The organism is Streptomyces sp. NPDC001020 (assembly GCF_053599115.1).
Genome location: NZ_JBSFLQ010000005.1, coordinates 1 through 19,008, shown reverse-complemented (window position 1 = coordinate 19,008; position 19,008 = coordinate 1). Strand labels below are relative to the sequence as shown.

Here is a 19,008-nt window from a genome sequence, read left to right as displayed (position 1 = left end):
CCGCGCCCATACTTGGGGGCATGAGCGTGAACGAGCCGCCCGCCGACCACGGCACCGAGGTGTACGACGCCGTCGTGCTCGCCGGCGGTGCCGCCCGGCGGCTCGACGGAGCCGACAAACCCGGGGTGCGTGTCGGCGGGCGGGCGTTGCTCGACCGTGTGCTCGCCGCCTGCTCCGGCGCGGCCACCACGGTGGTCGTGGCGGAGCCCAGGCCCACCGCGCACCGCGTGGTCTGGGCCTGCGAGGAGCCGACGGGCGCGGGCCCGGTCGCCGCGCTCGAGGCGGGCCTGAGGCGGACCACCGCGGCGCATGTGGTCGTGCTCTCCGCCGACCTGCCATTTCTGGAACAGGGGACCATACGACGGCTGCTGGACACCCTTCGGACGAGCGCTGCCGAAGGGGTGTTGCTCACCGACCCCGAGGGTCACGACCAGCCACTCGTAGCCGCCTACCGGAGTGAAGCGCTGCGCCGGGAGCTGGCCCGGCTGGCCACCGCGGACCCCGGCGATTCCCGCCGTGGTGGGCGCGGTGGAGGCGCCGGGCAGAGCGGGCTCACCGGTCTCCCGGTACGACGCCTGGTCGCCGGACTCGACCTCACCCGTGTCTCCGACCCGGTCGCGTCCTTCGACTGCGACACCTGGGAGGCCATCGCCGCCGCCCGATCCCGTATCAGGGAACATGGGCATGTGTTGGATGAATGGATTTCCTCAGCCAAGGACGAGTTGGGCATCGACCTGGATGTCGACACCGGCGTTCTCCTCGACCTCGCGCGTGACGCCGCGCATGGCGTCGCGCGCCCCGCGGCCCCGCTGACCACCTTCCTCGTCGGCTATGCCGCCGCACAGGCCGGGGGTGGGCCCGAGGCGGTCGCCGAGGCCGCCCGCAAAGCCGCCGCGCTGGCCCTGCGCTGGGCGGACGAGGACGCCGCCACGGCCGAGCCGGACGCCGGATGACCCCAAGGGGCGTCCCGGGACGCCCGGACACCGACGAACGCGATGCGCAGGAGGACCTGGCCGTGGACGACGACAGCAGCGGGCGCGGCCGTCGGTCCGAGGACCAGCACGCCCGGGAGCAGCACGACCTCGACTTCGAAGAGGCCCTCGCCCTCGTGCGGGACCCGCGCCCGCGCACCACGTCGCACTCCGGTACCCAGGCCTGCGTCCAGGAGCGCCGGACCGCGGCCGACCTCCCCTCCACCGTCTCCGGGCACCGCGCCCACCACAGCGCCACTGCCTGGCCCGAGGCCCGCGCAGCCGCCGAGCGCGCCACACGGTCCGCGCCGCGGCGGGAACCCGTCGGCCTGCCCCTCGACGCCGCCCTCGGGATGGTGCTCGCCACGTCCCTCACCGCACTCACCGACCTTCCCGCCTTCGACACCTCGGCCATGGACGGCTGGGCCGTCGCGGGTCCCGGTCCCTGGGCCGTACGGGAGAAGGGGATCCTCGCCGGGCACGCGGAACCGGCGCCCCTCGAGGACGGCGAGGCCGTGCGGATCGCCACCGGCGCGCGTGTTCCGCCGGATACCACGGCCGTCCTGCGCAGCGAACACGGTCGCACCGACGACAAGGGGAGGCTGCACGCCACCGTCCCCCAAGCACTCGGCTCCGATCGAACAGAGTCGACCTCGATGGTCGCGCACGGGCAGGACATCCGGCCCCGCGGTCAGGAATGCCATGCCGGCGACCAGTTGCTTCCCCCCGGCTCCCAGGTCACCCCGGCCGTGCTGGGGCTTGCCGCGGCCGCCGGCTACGACACCCTCCGCGTGCTGCCACGTCCGCGTGCCGAAGTACTGGTCCTGGGCGACGAACTGCTGACCCAGGGGCTGCCCGAGAACGGTCTGATCCGGGACGCGCTCGGCCCGATGCTGCCGCCGTGGCTGCGCGCGCTCGGCGCCGACGTGGTGTCCGTCCGCAGACTCGGCGACGATGCCGAGGCGCTGCACCAGGCGGTCATCTCCTCCACGGCCGACCTGATCATCACCACCGGCGGCACGGCCGCCGGGCCCGTCGATCATGTCCGTCCCACCCTGCGCCGCATCGGCGCCGAACTTCTCGTCGACGGTGTGAAGGTACGTCCCGGTCACCCCATGGCGCTCGCCCGCACCCGGGAGGACCAGTACCTCGTCGGGCTGCCCGGCAACCCCCTGGCGGCCGTCTCCGGCCTGCTCACGCTTGCCGCACCGCTACTGCGCACCCTGGCAGGTCGCGTGGCCCCGGAACCGTACACACTGCCGCTGAAGGGCAGCGTCCACGGTCATCCGCACGACACGCGGCTCATCCCCGTCGCCGTACGCGACGACGGGGCCGTGCCGCTGCACTTCCACGGCCCGGCCATGCTGCGCGGCATCGCGACCGCCGAGGGCCTGGCGGTCGTACCGCCGGGCGGTGCCCGCTTCGGAGAGGAAGTGGAACTCCTCGACCTGCCGTGGGCGTTCTCGGGATGAGCGTGGACGACGGAGTCGGATCGGGGAGTGTTTCACGTGAAACGCCCGTCGCCCGGTCCGCGCGGCCCCGACGGTGAGGAACCTCAGTCGCTGGATACGGACCGCTGGATCGCGATCAGACGGTCTCCGCGCTGGAGGGTGCTCACCTCAGGCTCCCGGTAGTCCAGCAACTGACGGCCGCGTACGACGGCAACCACCAGATCGGCGCTCTCGCGTGGCGAACGCCCCACCTCGTCCTGGGAAACCGGGCGCTCGACGAGGTTGAGCCCCCTGCCGTAGGTCATGAGGCTTTCCAGGGTGACGGCGGTATTCGGGCTCGCCACGGAGACACCGAGCAAGCGCCCGGCAGAGCTTGAACTGGTGACCACCGTATTGGCGCCGCTCTGCTTCAGGAGGGGGGCGTTCTCGTCCTCCCGGATGGCCGCCACGATGGAGGCCCGCTTGTTGAGCTGGCGTGCGGTGAGCGTGACCAGGGCCGCGGTGTCATCACGCGGTGGAGCGACGATTACCTGAGTGGCGCTCTGCAACTCCGCTTTGCGCAGCGTATCGGCCCGGGTGGCGTCGCCGAGCACGGCTACGAGCCCGTCGCTGCCGGCGGCCTCGACCGCCTTGGGCAGTGGATCGACCACTACGATCCGTTCCTTCTCCGTCCCCTGGCCCAGAAGGGTCTCGACGGCGTACCGCCCCTTGGTGCCGTATCCGACGACGACCACGTGGTCCCGGATGCGCGCACGCCAGCGGTGGACGCGCACCTCACGACGAGTGCGCTCGGTGAGCACTTCGAGAGTGGTGCCGACCAGGATGATCAGGAACAGCACCCGCAGCGGAGTGATGACCAGGACGTTCGTGAGCCGGGCGGAGGCGCTGACCGGGGTGATGTCGCCGTATCCGGTCGTGGAGAGGGTGACCGTCGCGTAATAGGCGGAGCCGAGCAGATCGACGCCGTCACCCGCGTTCACATTCGCGTTGTCGTGGTAGCCGTCGCGGTCCGCCCAGACGATCAGCGTGGTCGCGGCGAGCACGAACAAGGCCATGGCCAGGCGCCGGAGCACTTGCTGGAAGGGGGGAACGCTGACCCCGGCGGGCAGCTTGACGGACTGGTCTCCCTCAGGGGGCAAGCCGTCGGCTCGCGTCCTTTGCCGGAGCGACCGCAAGATCGGGAGCCGGGTCCGGTCAGACAGTGATTGCTTGGGGAGGCTCATCCCACGCTTCCTCTGTGATGGCGTGTCGAGGTCGTTGAGGTCCATGTTCCCGGACCGCCGGGCGTGAGGGGCGGCTGCCCCCGGTCAGCGGCGGACCGTGCCTCTCCTGCCGTCGTTACGCAGCGCTTGTCCCGGTACGGTCGATGCTGTGTCCGGTGCACGTCGGGTTGATCACCCGTGTGCATGCACCGGTGGGTACTCATGTCAAAACGTTGGAGGGCGGCCTTGAGGGATCACACCGTCGTTGTGGGCTTCGGGACCAAGGGGCGGTCGGCGATCCAGACCGTGTGCGCGACGGGCCTGAAGAAGGAACAGGTCGTCGTGGTGGACCCCAACTCCAAGGCCATCGACGCGGCGATCGCCAAGGGATACGCGGGCGTCGTCGGCGACGCCACCCGCAACGACGTGTTGCAGCGGGCCGAGGTGCACAAGGCGCGGCAGATCATCGTCGCCACGCAACGGGACGACACGGCCGTCCTCGTCACGCTGACCGCGCGCCAGCTCAACCAGTCGGCGAAGATCGTGGCCGCTGTACGGGAGGAGGAGAACGCGCCGTTGCTGCAGCAGTCCGGCGCCGACGCGGTGATCACCAGCGCCAGCGCCGCCGGACGGCTCCTCGGACTCTCCGTGTTCAGCCCCTCCGTCGGCATGGTGATGGAGGACCTCATCCAGCAGGGCAGCGGGCTCGATCTCGTCGAACGGCCCGTCACCAAGGCCGAGGTGGGCCGTGGGGTGCGGGAGGCGGAGGACCTGGTGGTGAGCGTCGTACGCGGCCATCGGGTGCTCGGCTACGACGACCCGGCCATCGGCACGCTCCAGTTGACGGATCGGCTGATCACGATCGTGCGGGTGTCGCCGGACACCGAGGAGGCACCGGACGCCCGTCCGCACGGGACCGAGGCGCGTCCCGCGCTGGGTTCTGAGCGCCCCCGCCGGGAACGGTAGCGTCCCCCTCATGTACGCGATCACGATTCCTGAACCCGGTGGGCCCGAGGCGCTGGTATGGGCCGAGGTCCCCGATCCCGTACCCGCCGAGGGCGAAGTGCTCGTCGATGTGGTGGCCAGTGCCGTCAACCGCGCCGACCTCCTTCAGCGGCAGGGCCGCTACAGCCCGCCGCCCGGTGCGTCCCCGTACCCCGGACTCGAGTGCTCCGGACGGATCGCCGCGCTCGGTCCGGGCGTCTCGGGTTGGGCGGTGGGCGACGAGGTGTGCGCGCTGCTCGCGGGCGGCGGATACGCCGAGAAGGTGGCCGTCCCGGCCGGGCAGCTCCTGCCCGTGCCCGGCGGGCTCGATGTACGGCAGGCCGCCGCACTGCCCGAGGTGACCTGCACGGTCTGGTCCAACGTGTTCATGATCGCCCATCTGCGTCCGGGCGAGACGCTGCTCGTGCACGGCGGCTCCAGCGGCATCGGCACGATGGCGATCCAGCTCGCCAAGGCGGTGGGCGCGAGGGTCGCGGTCACGGCGGGCAGCAAGGAGAAGCTGGACCGCTGTGCCGAACTGGGCGCGGACGTGCTGATCAACTACCGCGAGCAGGACTTCGTGGAGGAGGTCCGGCAGGCCACGGCGGGCACGGGCGCGGACGTCATCCTCGACAACATGGGCGCGAAGTACCTGGACCGCAACGTCCAGGCGCTCGCGGTGAACGGACGGCTCGCGATCATCGGTCTCCAGGGTGGTGTGCAGGGCGAGTTGAACATCGGCACCCTGCTGCGGAAGCAGGCGGCGATCACCGCGACCTCGCTGCGGGCACGGCCGCTCAGCGAGAAGACGGCGATCGTGGCGGCGGTGCGGGAGCACATCTGGCCACTGATCGCTTCCGGGCACGTCCGCCCGGTCATCGATCGCGAACTGCCGATGAGCGACGCGGCCGCGGCCCACCGGGTGCTGGACGAGAGCGGGCACATCGGAAAGGTGCTGCTGGCCCTGTAAGCCCGCACGGTGATCGGTCCGGCGGTCTGCGAGGACGGTCCCCGTCGTGGCGCCGTCCGTCCGTGACCGAGCGGAACCGCCGGGCCGCGGAGGCCGCCTATCCCCGTCGAAGCCGCAGCGCGAGGAGCGCGAGCCCCAGCCCCAGGCCTACGAGGATCAGGCCGCTGCCGAGAGGCAGGACCTCCAGGGTCGGCTTGGAGGCGGTGGTCCGCCGGGCCGGGGTGGCGGAGCCCTTCGGCGGCACGCGGGAGCCCTCCACGGGGTCGAACGCACCGGCGGACGCCCCGGCACCCGTGTCGGGGCCTCCCGAGCCGGGATCGGGAGCCGCGGTGCCGGATTCCTCCGGTGCCGGCGTCTCCTCCGGCGGAGTCGCCGGGGCGTGGCTCGTGTACGGCGGCTCTTCCGCCTCGTTCCCCGGTTCGGAGTCCGGCCGACCGGGCCGTCTGCGCCCTTCACCGGCCCGGCTGCCGGCGAGGGATCGTTCGGGCGAGGGCTGGGCGGAGGAGACGGAAGCCGAGGGTCGCGCGAGGGCGAGCGAATGCGGACGGGCAGGGGCGCCGGAGGCGGTGTGCCCCGGGGAGGACGCGCGGGCGGGCGTGGGGGGCGCCGTGTGCGCGGGGGGCCGGGAAGGGGCCGCCGATGGCGGTGCGGACGGCGGCGCGGACGAAGGGGCGCTGTACATCGGCCGAATGACGTACGTCGGCTGAACGGCGCATGCGGCGGGCCGGGTGCCGTGCGCGGTACGTATCCCGTACCCGGGCGGTACCCCGCAGGCGGAGGGTATGCCGCACGCGCTGATGACGGCTGTCGTGGTGAGGACCGGCGGCAGGACGGCCAGGCGGAGTATTCGGAACGGGGACGGCGTGCCGGGCCATGGAGTCGCGCGGGATATGCGGAACGTCGACGGTGTACGGAGCCATGGAGTCACGCGTGTGACCCCCTCCCGTGCTCGGGCGGCAAGATCAACGCCACCAGCGTCACACGGACTCCGGCGCACGGCATCCCGGGCCGCACCACCCGCGCGCCCGAGAGGGGGCGTGGCGAAACCCCCGGCGGTACTCCTTCGTCCCACCCGCCACGGACACGGCCCCCTCACCGGGCCGCGGGACCGGTACACCTGTCCGATGGAACGCACCCGGCCGCCGCGCGCCGAGCGTCCTTCGCCTGAGGGTGGCGCTGCAGGAGGGCGGGTGGGCCCAAAAACGCCGGGGTTTCAGGGTGGATCACTTTCTGCCGAGGGCACCTGGATGGTGAGGTGTACGCGTGCGAGAGAATGGCGGCATGGAGATGCCGAGGAACGAGAGGTCGTCGGAGAACGCCCAGAGGATCCTGGTCGTGGGCCAGGACGGAATGGCTCTCGGCGGCACCGCAGACGATGACTCCCGCGAGATCCCGATCACGGAACAGGTGGAGCAGCCCGCGAAGGTCATGCGCATCGGCAGCATGATCAAGCAGCTCCTGGAGGAGGTGCGCGCCGCTCCTCTGGACGAGGCGAGCAGGCAGCGCCTGAAGGAGATCCACGCCAGCTCGGTGAAGGAGCTGGAGGACGGTCTCGCCCCTGAACTCGTTGAGGAGCTGGAGCGTCTCTCGCTGCCCTTCACAGACGAGACCACCCCTAGCGACGCGGAACTGCGCATCGCGCAGGCGCAGCTGGTGGGCTGGCTGGAAGGCCTCTTCCACGGGATCCAGACCACGCTGTTCGCCCAGCAGATGGCGGCGCGGGCCCAGTTGGAGCAGATGCGCCGCGCCCTCCCGCCGGGCGTCGGCGCCCCCGACGGCGACGAGGACGCCCGCGCGGGTGGCCGCGCGGGTGGGCCGTACCTGTAAGGCACCAGAGCGGGGGAGTACCGAACGCTTGAAGGGCCCGGCGCCGTGCCGGGCCCTTCGTCTATGCCTGCCTGGCGGTCCCGGTCGTGCCCCGGGTCATTGCTGCGGGGGATTGCCCGTCGAGACCCACAGCTCGATGGTCGGCATGTCCTTGGGGTTCATATCGGTGCCCGGGGAGGGGTACTGCCTCAGGACGGTCCCTTCACCCCAGGTGTTGTCGTCCTCGTACTTGACCTTCATTTCCCAACCGGCGTCCTGGAAGCACGACTTGACGGACCGGATGTACTTGTACGAGAAGTCCGGCAGCTTGATCTTCTTCGGGTCGTTGTACGCAGTTTCTGGCTCGGTGCACTTGGTCGTTTCGATCGTCTTCGACGTGTCCGGGCCCCGGTGGCCCGCGACCACCGACGAGGACGGGCTCGCGCTGCTGCCGCCCTTGTCGCCGTTGTCGCCGCCGTTGTTCACCAGTGCCGTGATCAGGCCGCCTATCGCGGCCAGGGCGACCACGATCGAGCCGATGATCACGGCCCGGTTCTTCTTCCGCCCGCCCGAGCCGTCTGCGGCCGGTGCCGAGGGCTGCGGTGTGATGTTGTAGGGCGGCGGGGTCGTCGCGTACTGCTGGGGCGCGTACGCGGCGGTCTGCGGCGGCGTCTGGTAGCCGCCCTGCTGCGGGTAGCCGTACGCGGGCGACGGGGCCGGGGTGGGGCCGCCGTAGGGGCTGGGCTGGTACGGCGTCTGCACAGGGCCCGTCGGGCCCGGCGTCGACTGGTCGACCGGCGGGAAGACCGCCGAGCCCACGCCGGCGCCGCTCGACGTCTGCGCGCCCGGCACGATGCTCGGCGCCGCGGCCGTGAACGACGAGGCCACGCGCAGGCACTCGTCGCGCATGGCCTCGGCGCTCGGGAAGCGTTCGTTCGGGTTCTTCTTCAACGCGCGGGCGACCAGCGCGTCCACCGCGGGCGGCAGCGAGCGGTTGATGGACGAAGGAGCCACCGGCTCCTCCTGGACGTGCGCGTACGCGATCGCGAGCGGTGAGTCCGCCTCGAACGGAAGCCGACCGGTGACCAGTTGGAAGAGCATGATGCCGACCGAGTACAGGTCGCTCCGCGCGTCCACACCCCGGCCGAGGGCCTGCTCCGGCGACAGGTACTGCGGGGTGCCGACCACCATGCCGGTCTGGGTCATCGACGTGACACCGGACTGCATGGCGCGGGCGATGCCGAAGTCCATCACCTTGACGACGTTCCGCTTCGTCATCATCACGTTGCCCGGCTTGATGTCCCGGTGGACCAGGCCCATCTCGTGGCTGATCTCCAGGGCCGCCAGCACGTCCGCGGTGATCTTCAGCGCCTTGTCGGCCGGCATCGCGCCGTACTGGTGGATGTCCGCGTCGAGGACCGAGCCGAGCGGCTTGCCCTCGATGTACTCCATGACGATGTACGGGGTGGTCATCCCGTCGAGCTCGTCCTCGCCGGTGTCGAACACCGAGACGATGTTCGTGTGCGTGAGTTTCGCCACGGACTGCGCCTCGCGCCGGAACCGCTCGCGGAAGGCCTGTTCGCGACCCAGCTCGGTGTGCAGTGTCTTGATCGCGACCTGGCGGTCGAGCACCGTGTCGTGCGCCAGGTGCACCGAGGCCATGCCGCCCTCGCCGAGCAAGTCGCGCAGCTGGTACCGGCCGCCGGCGAACGACCGCGCCCCATACCGGCCCTGTGCGCCGTCCTGGCTCATGTTCTGCGTCCCCCATCGGCGTGGCGGCAGCGGCTGACTGTGCTCCCGCGGTCCGTGATCGGTGTCATGTTTTCGGCGATCGGCGGCGGTTGTTCCGTGATCGACTGGCTATTCCCGGCCAAGTCTGCCCCAGGGCGGTGACACGTCAAGTTCGGTGCCCGTTCCGTGACCGTACGCGCAAGAAGCGTCGCGGAAGCGTTACGAGGACGTGCGACCGGTACGCAGAATTTGCACGCGGCTTCCGTGGAGGGTTGGATGACCGCTCCCTCTCCAATCCATCTCGGACCGGCGCCTTGCGTGGAGCCTGTAGCGTGACCCGTCGGAGACCGTAAGAACCACCGCAGACCGCGGGCAGAAACGACGGCGAGGACTGATGGCACAGACGCAGCGCGCCCAGGGCCCGTCCGACCCCGAGGCGAGTGGCGGCGGGATGTCGGACGCGCCGGAGGCGTGGGGCAATGGCGGACTGGTCGGGGACGGCCGGTACCGGCTGACCCGCAGGCTCGGCCGGGGCGGTATGGCCGAGGTTTTCGCGGCCGAGGATGTGCGTCTCGGCCGGACCGTCGCGGTCAAGCTGCTCCGCTCCGACCTCGCCGAGGACCCGACCTCCAAGGCCCGCTTCACGCGCGAGGCCCAGTCGGTGGCCGGGCTCAACCACCATGCGATCGTCGCCGTGTACGACTCCGGCGAGGACCACGTGGGCGGTCAGTCGGTGCCGTACATCGTGATGGAGCTGGTCGAGGGCCGTACGATCCGCGACCTGCTGCTCAACGCCGAGGCGCCCGGCCCCGAACAGGCTCTGATCATCGTCTCGGGCGTCCTGGAGGCGCTCGCGTACTCGCACCAGCACGGCATCGTGCACCGCGACATCAAGCCGGCGAACGTCATCATCACTCACAACGGCGCCGTGAAGGTGATGGACTTCGGCATCGCCCGCGCCCTGCACGGGGCGTCCACGACGATGACGCAGACCGGCATGGTCATGGGCACGCCGCAGTACCTCTCCCCGGAACAGGCCCTCGGCAAGGCTGTCGACTACCGCTCCGACCTGTACGCGACGGGATGCCTCCTCTACGAACTGCTCGCGCTGCGACCCCCGTTCGTCGGTGAGACCCCGCTGTCCGTGGTGTACCAGCATGTCCAGGACATCCCGGTGCCGCCGTCCCAGGTCTCGGACGGATCGCCCCCGGAGCTGGACGGGCTCGTCATGCGCTCGCTGGCGAAGGACCCGGACGACCGGTTCCAGACCGCCGAGGAGATGCGCGGGCTGGTCCAGTACGGCCTGCAGATGCTGTACGACCAGGGCAGCCACACGGGTACCTGGAACACCGGCCCGGTGGAGGCGCACGACGGCCGGCAGACACCGTCGGCGGGCTTCGCCCACACGACGGCGATGCCGCACCCCGAGTCCGGTACCGCGCAGATCCCGCAGTCCATCCTGCCCACCGGCTACGGCAACGGGGATGACGGCGGCTTCGAGGCGCACGGCAACAAGGGCAGCGGCCGGGGCAAGCTGTGGATTCTCGCGGTCCTCGCGGTCATCGCCATCGCCGGTGGCGTCGCGCTGGCGATGAACAACACCAGCGAGAAGCCCGGCGGCACCAGCACGACGCAGTCTCCGAGCGACACGGCTTCCCAGAAGGACGAGAAGGCCAGCGAGACACCGTCGCAGGAGAACACGACCGACGACGACACGTCCACGGACGACCACTCGAACACGGGCGGCGGCTCGGACTACAAGCACACCTACAAGCCGTCGCAGCCCTACAGCCGGCAGCCGACGGCCCAGCAGCCGACGGAGCCGGAGCAGCCGACCAACGAACAGACCACCGAGCAGCCTCCGGACACGGAGGAGCCGACGGAGCCGCTGCCCACGGGCGGCGGTGAGCCGGACCCGACGGCGACGGAGGGGAACGTCGGGGGCAGCGTGGGCGGCGGGGACCCGGGTGCCACGCCGGGGACTTGACGGGTCACCGCCCGGCAACAGCGGGGCCACCGCCCCGCGCGGAAACGGCCTTCACGCCCGCGTGCGGCCCGGAAACGGGTCCACGCGCGTGTGCCGTTCGTGGGGCGCTTCCGGAGAGCCGGGAGGCCGTCCGGGCCGCGTCCGGGCCTGTGCCGGGGGCTGTCGTGCGGGTCTCAGCACGTGAATGCCTGGCACACCGTGTCGTACGCGCGCGTCCACCACACCGCCAGTGCCGAGGCCGCCGGGAACTGGGCGTCCGCGCGGGTGTCGCCGCGCTCGTAGTGCCAGCGCAGCATCCAGAAGTCGTTGAGCGTGAGCTGGCCGCCGTGCCGGTGCCGACCGTCGATCCACGGATGCAGTGCGTACGCGTGGCCGCCGATGACCGCGACCGTACGGCCGTCGTGGCCGGCCAGCGGCGGGGCCACCGGGACGCCCAGGTCCGCCAGGCGTTGGGTGGCACGGTGCTGGCGTGCGATCGACGCGAGGTCGGCGGCCTCGGGGTCGGCCGCGCGTCGTGCGCAGTCGGTAGCCGCGGTTGAGCAGCCCCTGTTCGACGGGTTCACAGGTCAGCGCGGACCCTCACAGCGTGTGCCGCTTGATGACCCGGGTGCGGTGGGCTCGTGGTGGGTGATGGGCGATCTCGGGGAGTAATGCGGTGATGCGTTCTTCTTTGCGCGTGACGCGAGCGACACGCGGCCCGCCATCAGAACGACCCCAGGTGATGTCTTCCCGTGCTCCAGGTGAGCGGGATAACGTGCCGTTGTTCCGGCTCCTGCAGGGCTGTGACCAGCGCGTGTTCCCGACTTACTCGATTTACTTGGAAATCCAAGAAAAATCCCAGGTCAGGAGGGGTTTCACAGAAATGTGGAGCACTGGGTAACGTGCCTACAGCAGGGCGCTCGCCGGGGCACCTGTCACGCCTGCTGTGAAACGGGCCGCACCCACCCTGTGTGTGTCCGGGCGCCGTGGGCGAGCCGCTCTCCCAAGCCCGGAACGGGCGCGGGGGACCCAGGCACCCGGCGAACCCGGGGGCCGGACCGACGGAGGAGCACACGTGACCGTGGAGAGCACTGCCGCGCGCAAGCCGCGACGCAGCGCCGGAAGCAAGACCAGCACCACCGGCACCAAGCGCACCAGCAGCACCACGCCCAAGAAGGGCGACGAACCCGACATCGTTCAGCTGCTGACGCCCGAGGGCAAGCGGGTCAAGAACCCCGAGTACGACCCGTACGTCAAGGGCATCACCCCCGAGCAGCTGCGCGGCCTGTACCGGGACATGGTGCTGACCCGCCGCTTCGATGCCGAGGCGACAGCGCTGCAGCGTCAGGGCGAACTGGGCCTGTGGGCCTCGCTGCTCGGCCAGGAGGCCGCCCAGATCGGCTCCGGCCGGGCCCTGGACGACGGCGACTACGTCTTCCCGACCTACCGCGAGCACGGCGTGGCCTGGTGCCGCGGGGTCGATCCGACCAACCTGCTCGGCATGTTCCGCGGTGTGAACAACGGTGGCTGGGACCCGAACAGCAACAACTTCCACCTCTACACGATCGTCATCGGCTCGCAGACGCTGCACGCCACCGGCTACGCGATGGGCGTGGCCAAGGACGGTGCCGACTCGGCCGTGATCGCGTACTTCGGCGACGGCGCCTCCAGCCAGGGCGACGTCGCGGAATCGTTCACCTTCGCCGCGGTCTACAACGCCCCGGTGGTGTTCTTCTGCCAGAACAACCAGTGGGCGATCTCCGAGCCCACCGAGAAGCAGACCCGGGTGCCGCTGTACCAGCGTGCGCAGGGCTTCGGCTTCCCGGGCGTGCGTGTCGACGGCAACGACGTCCTGGCCTGCCTGGCGGTCACCAAGCAGGCGCTGGAGCGGGCGCGCAACGGCGAGGGCCCGACCCTGGTCGAGGCGTTCACCTACCGCATGGGCGCGCACACCACCTCTGACGACCCCACCCGCTACCGCCACGACGACGAGCGGGCCGCCTGGGAGGCGAAGGACCCGATCGCCCGGCTGCGCGCGTATCTCGAGGCATCGAACCACGCGGACGAAGGATTCTTCGCGGAACTCGAGGCGGAGAGCGAGGCGTTGGGAAGGCGGGTGCGCGAAGCGGTCCGTGCCATGCCGGACCCGGATCGGTTCGCCATTTTCGAGAACGTGTACGCGGACGGGCATGCGCTCGTCGACGAGGAGCGCGCCCAGTTCGCCGCCTACCAGGCGTCGTTCGCGGACGTAGAAGGGGGACGGTGACATGGCCGAGAAGATGGCGCTCGCCAAGGCGATCAACGAGTCGCTGCGCAAGGCTCTGGAGTCGGACCCCAAGGTCCTGGTGATGGGTGAGGACGTCGGCAAGCTCGGCGGCGTCTTCCGTGTCACCGACGGTCTGCAGAAGGACTTCGGCGAGGAGCGGGTCATCGACACCCCGCTCGCCGAGTCGGGCATCGTCGGTACGGCGATCGGCCTCGCCCTGCGCGGATACCGGCCGGTGGTGGAGATCCAGTTCGACGGGTTCGTCTTCCCGGCATATGACCAGATCGTCACTCAGCTGGCGAAGATGCATGCCCGCTCGCTGGGCAAGGTCAAGCTCCCGGTCGTCGTCCGCATCCCCTACGGCGGTGGCATCGGCGCAGTGGAGCACCACAGCGAGTCCCCCGAGGCGCTGTTCGCGCACGTGGCCGGCCTGAAGATCGTCTCTCCGTCGAACGCGTCGGACGCGTACTGGATGATGCAGCAGGCCATCCAGAGTGACGACCCGGTGATCTTCTTCGAGCCCAAGCGGCGCTACTGGGACAAGGCCGAGGTCGACCCGGAGGCGATCCCCGGACCCCTGCACAAGGCGCGGGTGGCGCGGGAGGGTACGGACCTCACGCTCGCCGCCTACGGGCCGATGGTGAAGGTGTGCCAGGAGGCCGCGGCCGCGGCCGCGGAGGAGGGCAAGTCCCTCGAGGTGCTCGACCTGCGCTCGGTCTCCCCGCTCGACTTCGACTCCATCCAGGCATCGGTGGAGAAGACCCGTCGGCTCGTGGTGGTGCACGAGGCGCCGGTGTTCTTCGGCTCGGGTGCGGAGATCGCCGCCCGCATCACAGAGCGGTGCTTCTACCACCTGGAGGCGCCGGTGCTGCGCGTGGGCGGCTATCACGCCCCGTACCCGCCGGCGCGGCTGGAGGAGGAGTATCTGCCGGGCCTGGACCGGGTGCTCGATGCCGTCGACCGCGCCCTGGCGTACTGAGGAGAGGGTCGTGACGACGATGACTGACGCGTCCGTACGCGAGTTCAAGATGCCCGATGTGGGCGAGGGACTCACCGAGGCCGAGATCCTCAAGTGGTACGTGCAGCCCGGTGACACGGTCACCGACGGGCAGGTCGTCTGCGAGGTGGAGACGGCGAAGGCAGCCGTCGAACTGCCCATCCCGTATGACGGTGTGGTCCGTGCACTGCACTTCGCCGAGGGCACCACGGTGGACGTCGGTACCTCGATCATCGCGGTCGACGTGGCCGGGGGCGCTCCCGCCGAGGAGGCGCCCGCACCGGCCGAGGAGCCCTCGCTCTCGCAGCCCGCCGCACAGGAGCCGAAGCAGGAGGGCCGCAAGCCGGTCCTCGTCGGCTACGGGGTGGCCGAGTCGTCCACCAAGCGACGCCCCCGCAAGGGAGCTCCGGTGGTCTCCGGGGACGCTCTCCCCGTGGCCGCGGCCACGGCCACGGCCACGGCCTCGCAGGGCGCGCTGAACGGGCACGACAAGCAGACCCGTCCGCTCGCGAAGCCGCCGGTGCGCAAGCTCGCCAAGGACCTCGGCGTCGACCTGGCGACCGTGACACCGTCAGGCCCGGACGGCGTCATCACGCGCGAGGACGTGCACGCGGCGGTGGCGTCCGTACCGGCAGCGGCTCCCGCCCCGGCCGCGATGCCGGCGGCCGTCGAGGTGCCGGCGCCGGTGGCGACGTACGACGGCCGACGGGAGACCCGTATCCCCGTCAAGGGTGTCCGCAAGGCCACGGCGCAGGCGATGGTCGGCTCGGCGTTCACCGCGCCGCACGTCACCGAATTCGTGACGGTCGACGTCACGCGCACGATGAAGCTGGTCGAGGAACTCAAGCAGGACAAGGACCTCCAGGGTCTGCGGGTCAACCCGCTTCTGCTCATCGCCAAGGCCCTGCTGGTGGCGATCAAGCGGAACCCGGACGTCAACGCGTCCTGGGACGATGCCAACCAGGAGATCGTCCGCAAGCACTACGTGAACCTGGGCATCGCGGCGGCCACGCCGCGCGGTCTGATCGTGCCGAACATCAAGGACGCGCACGACAAGACGCTTCCGCAGCTGGCCGAGGCCCTGGGCGAACTGGTGACCACCGCCCGTGAGGGCAAGACCTCCCCGGCGGCGATGCAGGGCGGCACGGTCACCATCACGAACGTGGGCGTGTTCGGCGTCGACACGGGCACGCCGATCCTCAACCCGGGCGAGTCGGCGATCCTGGCGGTCGGCGCGATCAAGCTCCAGCCCTGGGTCCACAAGGGCAAGGTCAAGCCGCGCCAGGTCACCACCCTGGCGCTCAGCTTCGACCACCGCCTGGTCGACGGCGAACTGGGCTCCAAGGTGCTCGCCGACGTGGCGGCCATCCTGGAACAGCCCAAGCGGTTGATCACCTGGGGCTGACGGTCACAGCGCACAGACACATGACGAAGGGCCGGCCGCGGACGAGCGGCCGGCCCTTCGTGCCGTGGATGACGTGGCTCAGACCGCGAAGCCGTAGTTCAGCAGCTTCTTGGCGTCAGCCGTGCGGTTGTCGACCGAGGTGGACGCCAGGACCGTACCGATGATCGTCTTGGTGCCGCGGGTGGCGGCGAAGACCAGGCAGTACTTGGCCTCCGGGCCGGAGCCCGTCTTCACACCGATCGCGCCGCTGTAGGTGCCGAGCAGCGGGTTGGTGTTGGCCCAGTTGTAGTAGCGGTAGCCGCCGCTCTTGGTCGTCACCTTCTGCTGCGTGGACTTCGTCTTCACGATGGTGCGGAAGGTCGAGTTCTTCATCGCGCTGCTTGCGATCTTCGTCAGGTCGCGCGGCGTCGAGTAGTTGCTGCCCTTGCCGATGCCGTCGAACGAGTCGAAGTGCGTGTTCGTCAGGCCGAGGCCCTTGGCTGCGGTGTTCATCTTGCCGATGAACGACTTCACGCGCGCGGCCTGGGTGGTGCCGGAGCCGAACTTGTCCGCGAGCGCGTAGGCCGCGTCGCAGCCGGACGGCAGCATCAGCCCGTACAGCAGCTGACGGACGGTGACCTTGTCGCCGACGATCAGGTGGGCCTGGGAGGCGTTGTTCTTGACGACGTAGTCGCTGTACGCCTTCTGGACCGTGACCTTCGCGTCCAGGTTCAGCTTCGGCTGGGACAGCACCACCTTGGCCGTCATGATCTTGGTGGTGGAGCCGGTGGACAGCCGCGTGTCCGCGGCCTTGGTGAACAGGCTCTTGCCGGTGCCGTTGTTCATCACGAAGCCGCCCTTGGCGGTGATGGTGGGCTTCGTCACGGCCTGTGCGGGCGCCGCGGTGAGAGCGGCGGAGGTAAGCACGGCCGCGGTGGTGATCACCGTTGCGGCTGCTCTGCGTGCCCTTACGCCCTTGATGCCGGTATTCAAGTTGAACGCTCCGATTGCGTCTCTGATGCGTCTGAATGCATCCAAATGCCCCTGAATGGCGGCCGGATGAAGAAGCCGCCTTCTCGTGAGACACGCCAGTGACACAAAAGGATGTGCGGTTGCCGGGAAAAAAATGGCGACGATAGTGCCCGTCCGTATCGTGGACGGCCGTCGGCATGCGTACGTGTTGTATCTATGATGTGCGCATGCCTTCAGCCTCATCCGCCGCCCCTGCTCCCGAGAAGCCGCCCGTCAAGCAGCCACCCGCCGCCGACCGCGTGTACACGCACGTCAAGCGGGGTGTCCTGGACCGCCGCTACGAAGGCGGGACACTACTCACCGAGGGCGAGCTGGCCGAGGAGGTCGGCGTCTCACGGACGCCGGTGCGCGAGGCGCTGCTCCGGCTGGAGGTGGAAGGGCTGATCAAGCTCTACCCGAAGAAGGGGGCCCTCGTCCTGCCGGTCTCCGTGCAGGAGATCGCGGACGTGGTGGAGACGCGTCAGCTCGTCGAGGAGCACGCGGTCCGCAAGGCCGTTCACGCCCCTCCCGGGCTGATCGCCCGCCTGGAGGAACTGCTCGCACGGCAGAAGGAGCAGGCAGCCGCCGGCGACCTGGCCGGGGCGGCGGCCACCGACCGCGCCTTCCACGCCGAGATCGTGCGCAGCGGCGGCAACGAGATCCTCTCCCGGCTCTACGACCAGCTCCGCGACCGTCAGCTACGGATGGGGGTCGCCGTCCTGCACTCGCACCCCGACCGGGTCGCCAAGACGCTCACCGAGCACGAGGAGATCCTCCGTGCCTTGCGGTCCGGTGACGCCGATGCGGCCGTCGACATCGTCCACCGGCACGTGAGCTGGTTCTCCCACCTGGCCCGGGGGGAGGTGCGATGAGTTCACGTTCCGTGTCCCTGCCCGGCGATCCGCCGGGTGGTCGGCGTGCCGTCGCCGTGTGGGGCATAGGTGTCTCGGTCTATTTCGTCGCCGTCATCTTCCGTACGTCGCTGGGCGTGGCCGGGCTCGACGCCGTCGACCGCTTCCATGTGGGCGCCTCCGCCCTGTCCACCTTCTCGATACTCCAGCTCCTCGTGTACGCGGGCATGCAGATACCCGTGGGCCTGCTGGTGGACCGGTTCGGCACCAAGAAGGTGCTGGCCATGGGCGGCATCCTCTTCACGGCAGGTCAGCTGGGATTCGCTTTCTCCGCGTCGTACGGCATGGCGCTGGCCTCGCGCGCGCTGCTCGGCTGCGGCGACGCGATGACGTTCATCAGCGTGCTGCGGCTCGGCACGCGCTGGTTCCCGGCCCGCCGTGGGCCGGTGGTCGCGCAGCTCGCCGGTCTGGTGGGCATGGCCGGAAACCTGGTCTCCACGCTCGTCCTGGCCCGGCTGCTGCACGGGGTGGGCTGGACGGCGGCGTTCGGCGGCAGCGCGCTCGCCGGAGTCGTCGTCCTCGTCCTGCTCCTCCTCTTCCTGAAGGACCACCCCGAGGGCCACGAGCCGGCGCCGGCCCCGCACCACGGGGCGGCGTATGCGCGGCGCCAGATCGTGGCGTCCTGGAAGGAGCCCGGCACTCGCCTCGGGATGTGGGTGCACTTCACGACGCAGTTCCCGGCGATGGTGTTCCTGCTGCTGTGGGGCCTGCCGTTCCTGGTCGAGGGGCAGGGTCTGTCGCGGGGGACGGCCAGTGACCTTCTGACACTCGTCGTGCTGTCGAACATGGCCGTCGGCCTGGTGTATGGGCAGATCATCGCCCGGCACCACACGGCGCGGCTGCCGCTGGCGCTCGGCACGATCGGGGCGACGGCCGTGCTGTGGGCGGCCACGCTCCTCTACCCCGGGGCGCACGCGCCGATGTGGCTGCTGGCCCTGCTGTGCGTGGTGCTCGGTGCCTGCGGCCCGGCCTCGATGATCGGCTTCGACTTCGCGCGCCCGGCGAACCCGCCCGAGCGGCAGGGCACGGGTGCCGGCATCACCAACATGGGTGGCTTCATCGCGTCCATGACGACGCTGCTGGCGATCGGACTGCTTCTGGACGCGACGGGCGACGACTACACCGTGGCGTTCTCCGCGGTGTTCTTTCTCCAGGCGCTGGGGCTGAGCCAGATCCTCAGGCTGCGGGGGCGGGCCGTGCGCCGGGAGCGGGAGCGGCTGGTGGCGAGCCGCGTGGAGACGGTGCACGTGCCCGCGGTCTAGTTGTTCTGTCCACGGAGGTTGGTGACAGGGTTCACGGTGGAGTGATCTTGAACGAGTGAGGGCCTTCCGGGTTCGGTGTGGATTGCGACATCAACA

The 19,008-nt window shown here is 70.3% G+C and carries 15 protein-coding genes and 2 pseudogenes; 12 read left to right on the top strand and 5 right to left on the bottom strand.

What is annotated here, in order from left to right:
• Positions 1 to 20: 20 nt before the first annotated feature.
• Complete coding sequence (locus tag ACWDEX_RS05690) at positions 21 to 953, top strand: NTP transferase domain-containing protein (RefSeq protein WP_450461925.1); 933 nt, start codon at positions 21 to 23, stop codon at positions 951 to 953.
• Complete coding sequence (locus tag ACWDEX_RS05685) at positions 950 to 2,443, top strand: molybdopterin molybdotransferase MoeA (RefSeq protein WP_450461924.1); 1,494 nt, start codon at positions 950 to 952, stop codon at positions 2,441 to 2,443. The genes ACWDEX_RS05690 and ACWDEX_RS05685 overlap by 4 nt, the downstream gene beginning before the upstream one ends.
• An 83-nt stretch (positions 2,444 to 2,526) precedes the next feature.
• Here the strand turns inward: ACWDEX_RS05685 and ACWDEX_RS05680 are convergent, their stop codons facing one another.
• Positions 2,527 to 3,477 (bottom strand): potassium channel family protein, encoded by a 951-nt coding sequence (locus ACWDEX_RS05680; protein ID WP_450462144.1) that lies wholly within the window; start codon positions 3,475 to 3,477, stop codon positions 2,527 to 2,529.
• Between the two features lie 378 nt (positions 3,478 to 3,855).
• Here ACWDEX_RS05680 and ACWDEX_RS05675 point away from each other — a divergent pair.
• A pseudogene (locus tag ACWDEX_RS05675) lies at positions 3,856 to 4,590 on the top strand (potassium channel family protein); the annotation flags it as partial.
• Between the two features lie 10 nt (positions 4,591 to 4,600).
• Positions 4,601 to 5,578: an NAD(P)H-quinone oxidoreductase gene (locus tag ACWDEX_RS05670; RefSeq protein WP_450461923.1), complete on the top strand. Its 978-nt coding sequence runs from the start codon at positions 4,601 to 4,603 to the stop codon at positions 5,576 to 5,578.
• Between the two features lie 97 nt (positions 5,579 to 5,675).
• Here ACWDEX_RS05670 and ACWDEX_RS05665 read toward each other — a convergent pair whose 3' ends face one another.
• The gene (locus ACWDEX_RS05665; protein WP_450461922.1) at positions 5,676 to 5,837 is read right to left on the bottom strand and encodes a hypothetical protein; all 162 of its coding nucleotides are present in this window, start codon (positions 5,835 to 5,837) and stop codon (positions 5,676 to 5,678) included.
• 70 nt (positions 5,838 to 5,907) lie between these two features.
• Between ACWDEX_RS05665 and ACWDEX_RS05660 the strand changes: the two genes are divergently transcribed.
• Complete coding sequence (locus tag ACWDEX_RS05660) at positions 5,908 to 6,285, top strand: hypothetical protein (protein ID WP_450461921.1); 378 nt, start codon at positions 5,908 to 5,910, stop codon at positions 6,283 to 6,285.
• A gap of 574 nt (positions 6,286 to 6,859) precedes the next feature.
• Entirely contained in the window at positions 6,860 to 7,405 is a 546-nt protein-coding gene (locus ACWDEX_RS05655; protein ID WP_450462143.1) for a bacterial proteasome activator family protein, read from the top strand.
• A gap of 96 nt (positions 7,406 to 7,501) precedes the next feature.
• Here ACWDEX_RS05655 and ACWDEX_RS05650 read toward each other — a convergent pair whose 3' ends face one another.
• Entirely contained in the window at positions 7,502 to 9,136 is a 1,635-nt protein-coding gene (locus ACWDEX_RS05650) for a protein kinase domain-containing protein (protein WP_450461920.1), read from the bottom strand.
• Between the two features lie 373 nt (positions 9,137 to 9,509).
• Between ACWDEX_RS05650 and ACWDEX_RS05645 the strand changes: the two genes are divergently transcribed.
• The gene (locus ACWDEX_RS05645; RefSeq protein ID WP_450461919.1) at positions 9,510 to 11,102 is read left to right on the top strand and encodes a protein kinase domain-containing protein; all 1,593 of its coding nucleotides are present in this window, start codon (positions 9,510 to 9,512) and stop codon (positions 11,100 to 11,102) included.
• Between the two features lie 173 nt (positions 11,103 to 11,275).
• Here ACWDEX_RS05645 and ACWDEX_RS05640 read toward each other — a convergent pair.
• Positions 11,276 to 11,672: pseudogene (locus tag ACWDEX_RS05640) on the bottom strand (phosphotransferase).
• 484 nt (positions 11,673 to 12,156) lie between these two features.
• On the opposite strand from ACWDEX_RS05640, the gene pdhA reads away from it, so the two are divergent.
• The 3 genes from pdhA to ACWDEX_RS05625 are packed head-to-tail and all read left to right on the top strand — an operon-like array spanning position 12,157 to position 15,749.
• Complete coding sequence (gene pdhA / locus ACWDEX_RS05635; protein WP_450461917.1) at positions 12,157 to 13,347, top strand: pyruvate dehydrogenase (acetyl-transferring) E1 component subunit alpha; 1,191 nt, start codon at positions 12,157 to 12,159, stop codon at positions 13,345 to 13,347.
• 1 nt (position 13,348) lies between these two features.
• Positions 13,349 to 14,326 carry an alpha-ketoacid dehydrogenase subunit beta gene (locus ACWDEX_RS05630; RefSeq protein ID WP_450461916.1) on the top strand — a complete coding sequence of 326 codons (978 nt, stop codon included), beginning with the start codon at positions 13,349 to 13,351 and terminating at the stop codon, positions 14,324 to 14,326.
• A gap of 10 nt (positions 14,327 to 14,336) precedes the next feature.
• Complete coding sequence (locus ACWDEX_RS05625; protein WP_450461915.1) at positions 14,337 to 15,749, top strand: dihydrolipoamide acetyltransferase family protein; 1,413 nt, start codon at positions 14,337 to 14,339, stop codon at positions 15,747 to 15,749.
• A gap of 78 nt (positions 15,750 to 15,827) precedes the next feature.
• Here the strand turns inward: ACWDEX_RS05625 and ACWDEX_RS05620 are convergent, their stop codons facing one another.
• The gene (locus ACWDEX_RS05620; protein ID WP_450461914.1) at positions 15,828 to 16,721 is read right to left on the bottom strand and encodes a D-alanyl-D-alanine carboxypeptidase family protein; all 894 of its coding nucleotides are present in this window, start codon (positions 16,719 to 16,721) and stop codon (positions 15,828 to 15,830) included.
• A 206-nt stretch (positions 16,722 to 16,927) separates the two neighbouring features.
• On the opposite strand from ACWDEX_RS05620, the gene ACWDEX_RS05615 reads away from it, so the two are divergent.
• Together ACWDEX_RS05615 and ACWDEX_RS05610 are read left to right on the top strand one after the other, a co-directional pair.
• On the top strand, positions 16,928 to 17,611 hold the full coding sequence (locus ACWDEX_RS05615; protein WP_450461913.1) for a GntR family transcriptional regulator: 684 nt from the start codon (positions 16,928 to 16,930) through the stop codon (positions 17,609 to 17,611).
• The gene (locus ACWDEX_RS05610) at positions 17,608 to 18,912 is read left to right on the top strand and encodes an MFS transporter (protein ID WP_450461912.1); all 1,305 of its coding nucleotides are present in this window, start codon (positions 17,608 to 17,610) and stop codon (positions 18,910 to 18,912) included. Before ACWDEX_RS05615 ends, ACWDEX_RS05610 begins: the two co-directional genes overlap by 4 nt.
• Positions 18,913 to 19,008: the final 96 nt, after the last annotated feature.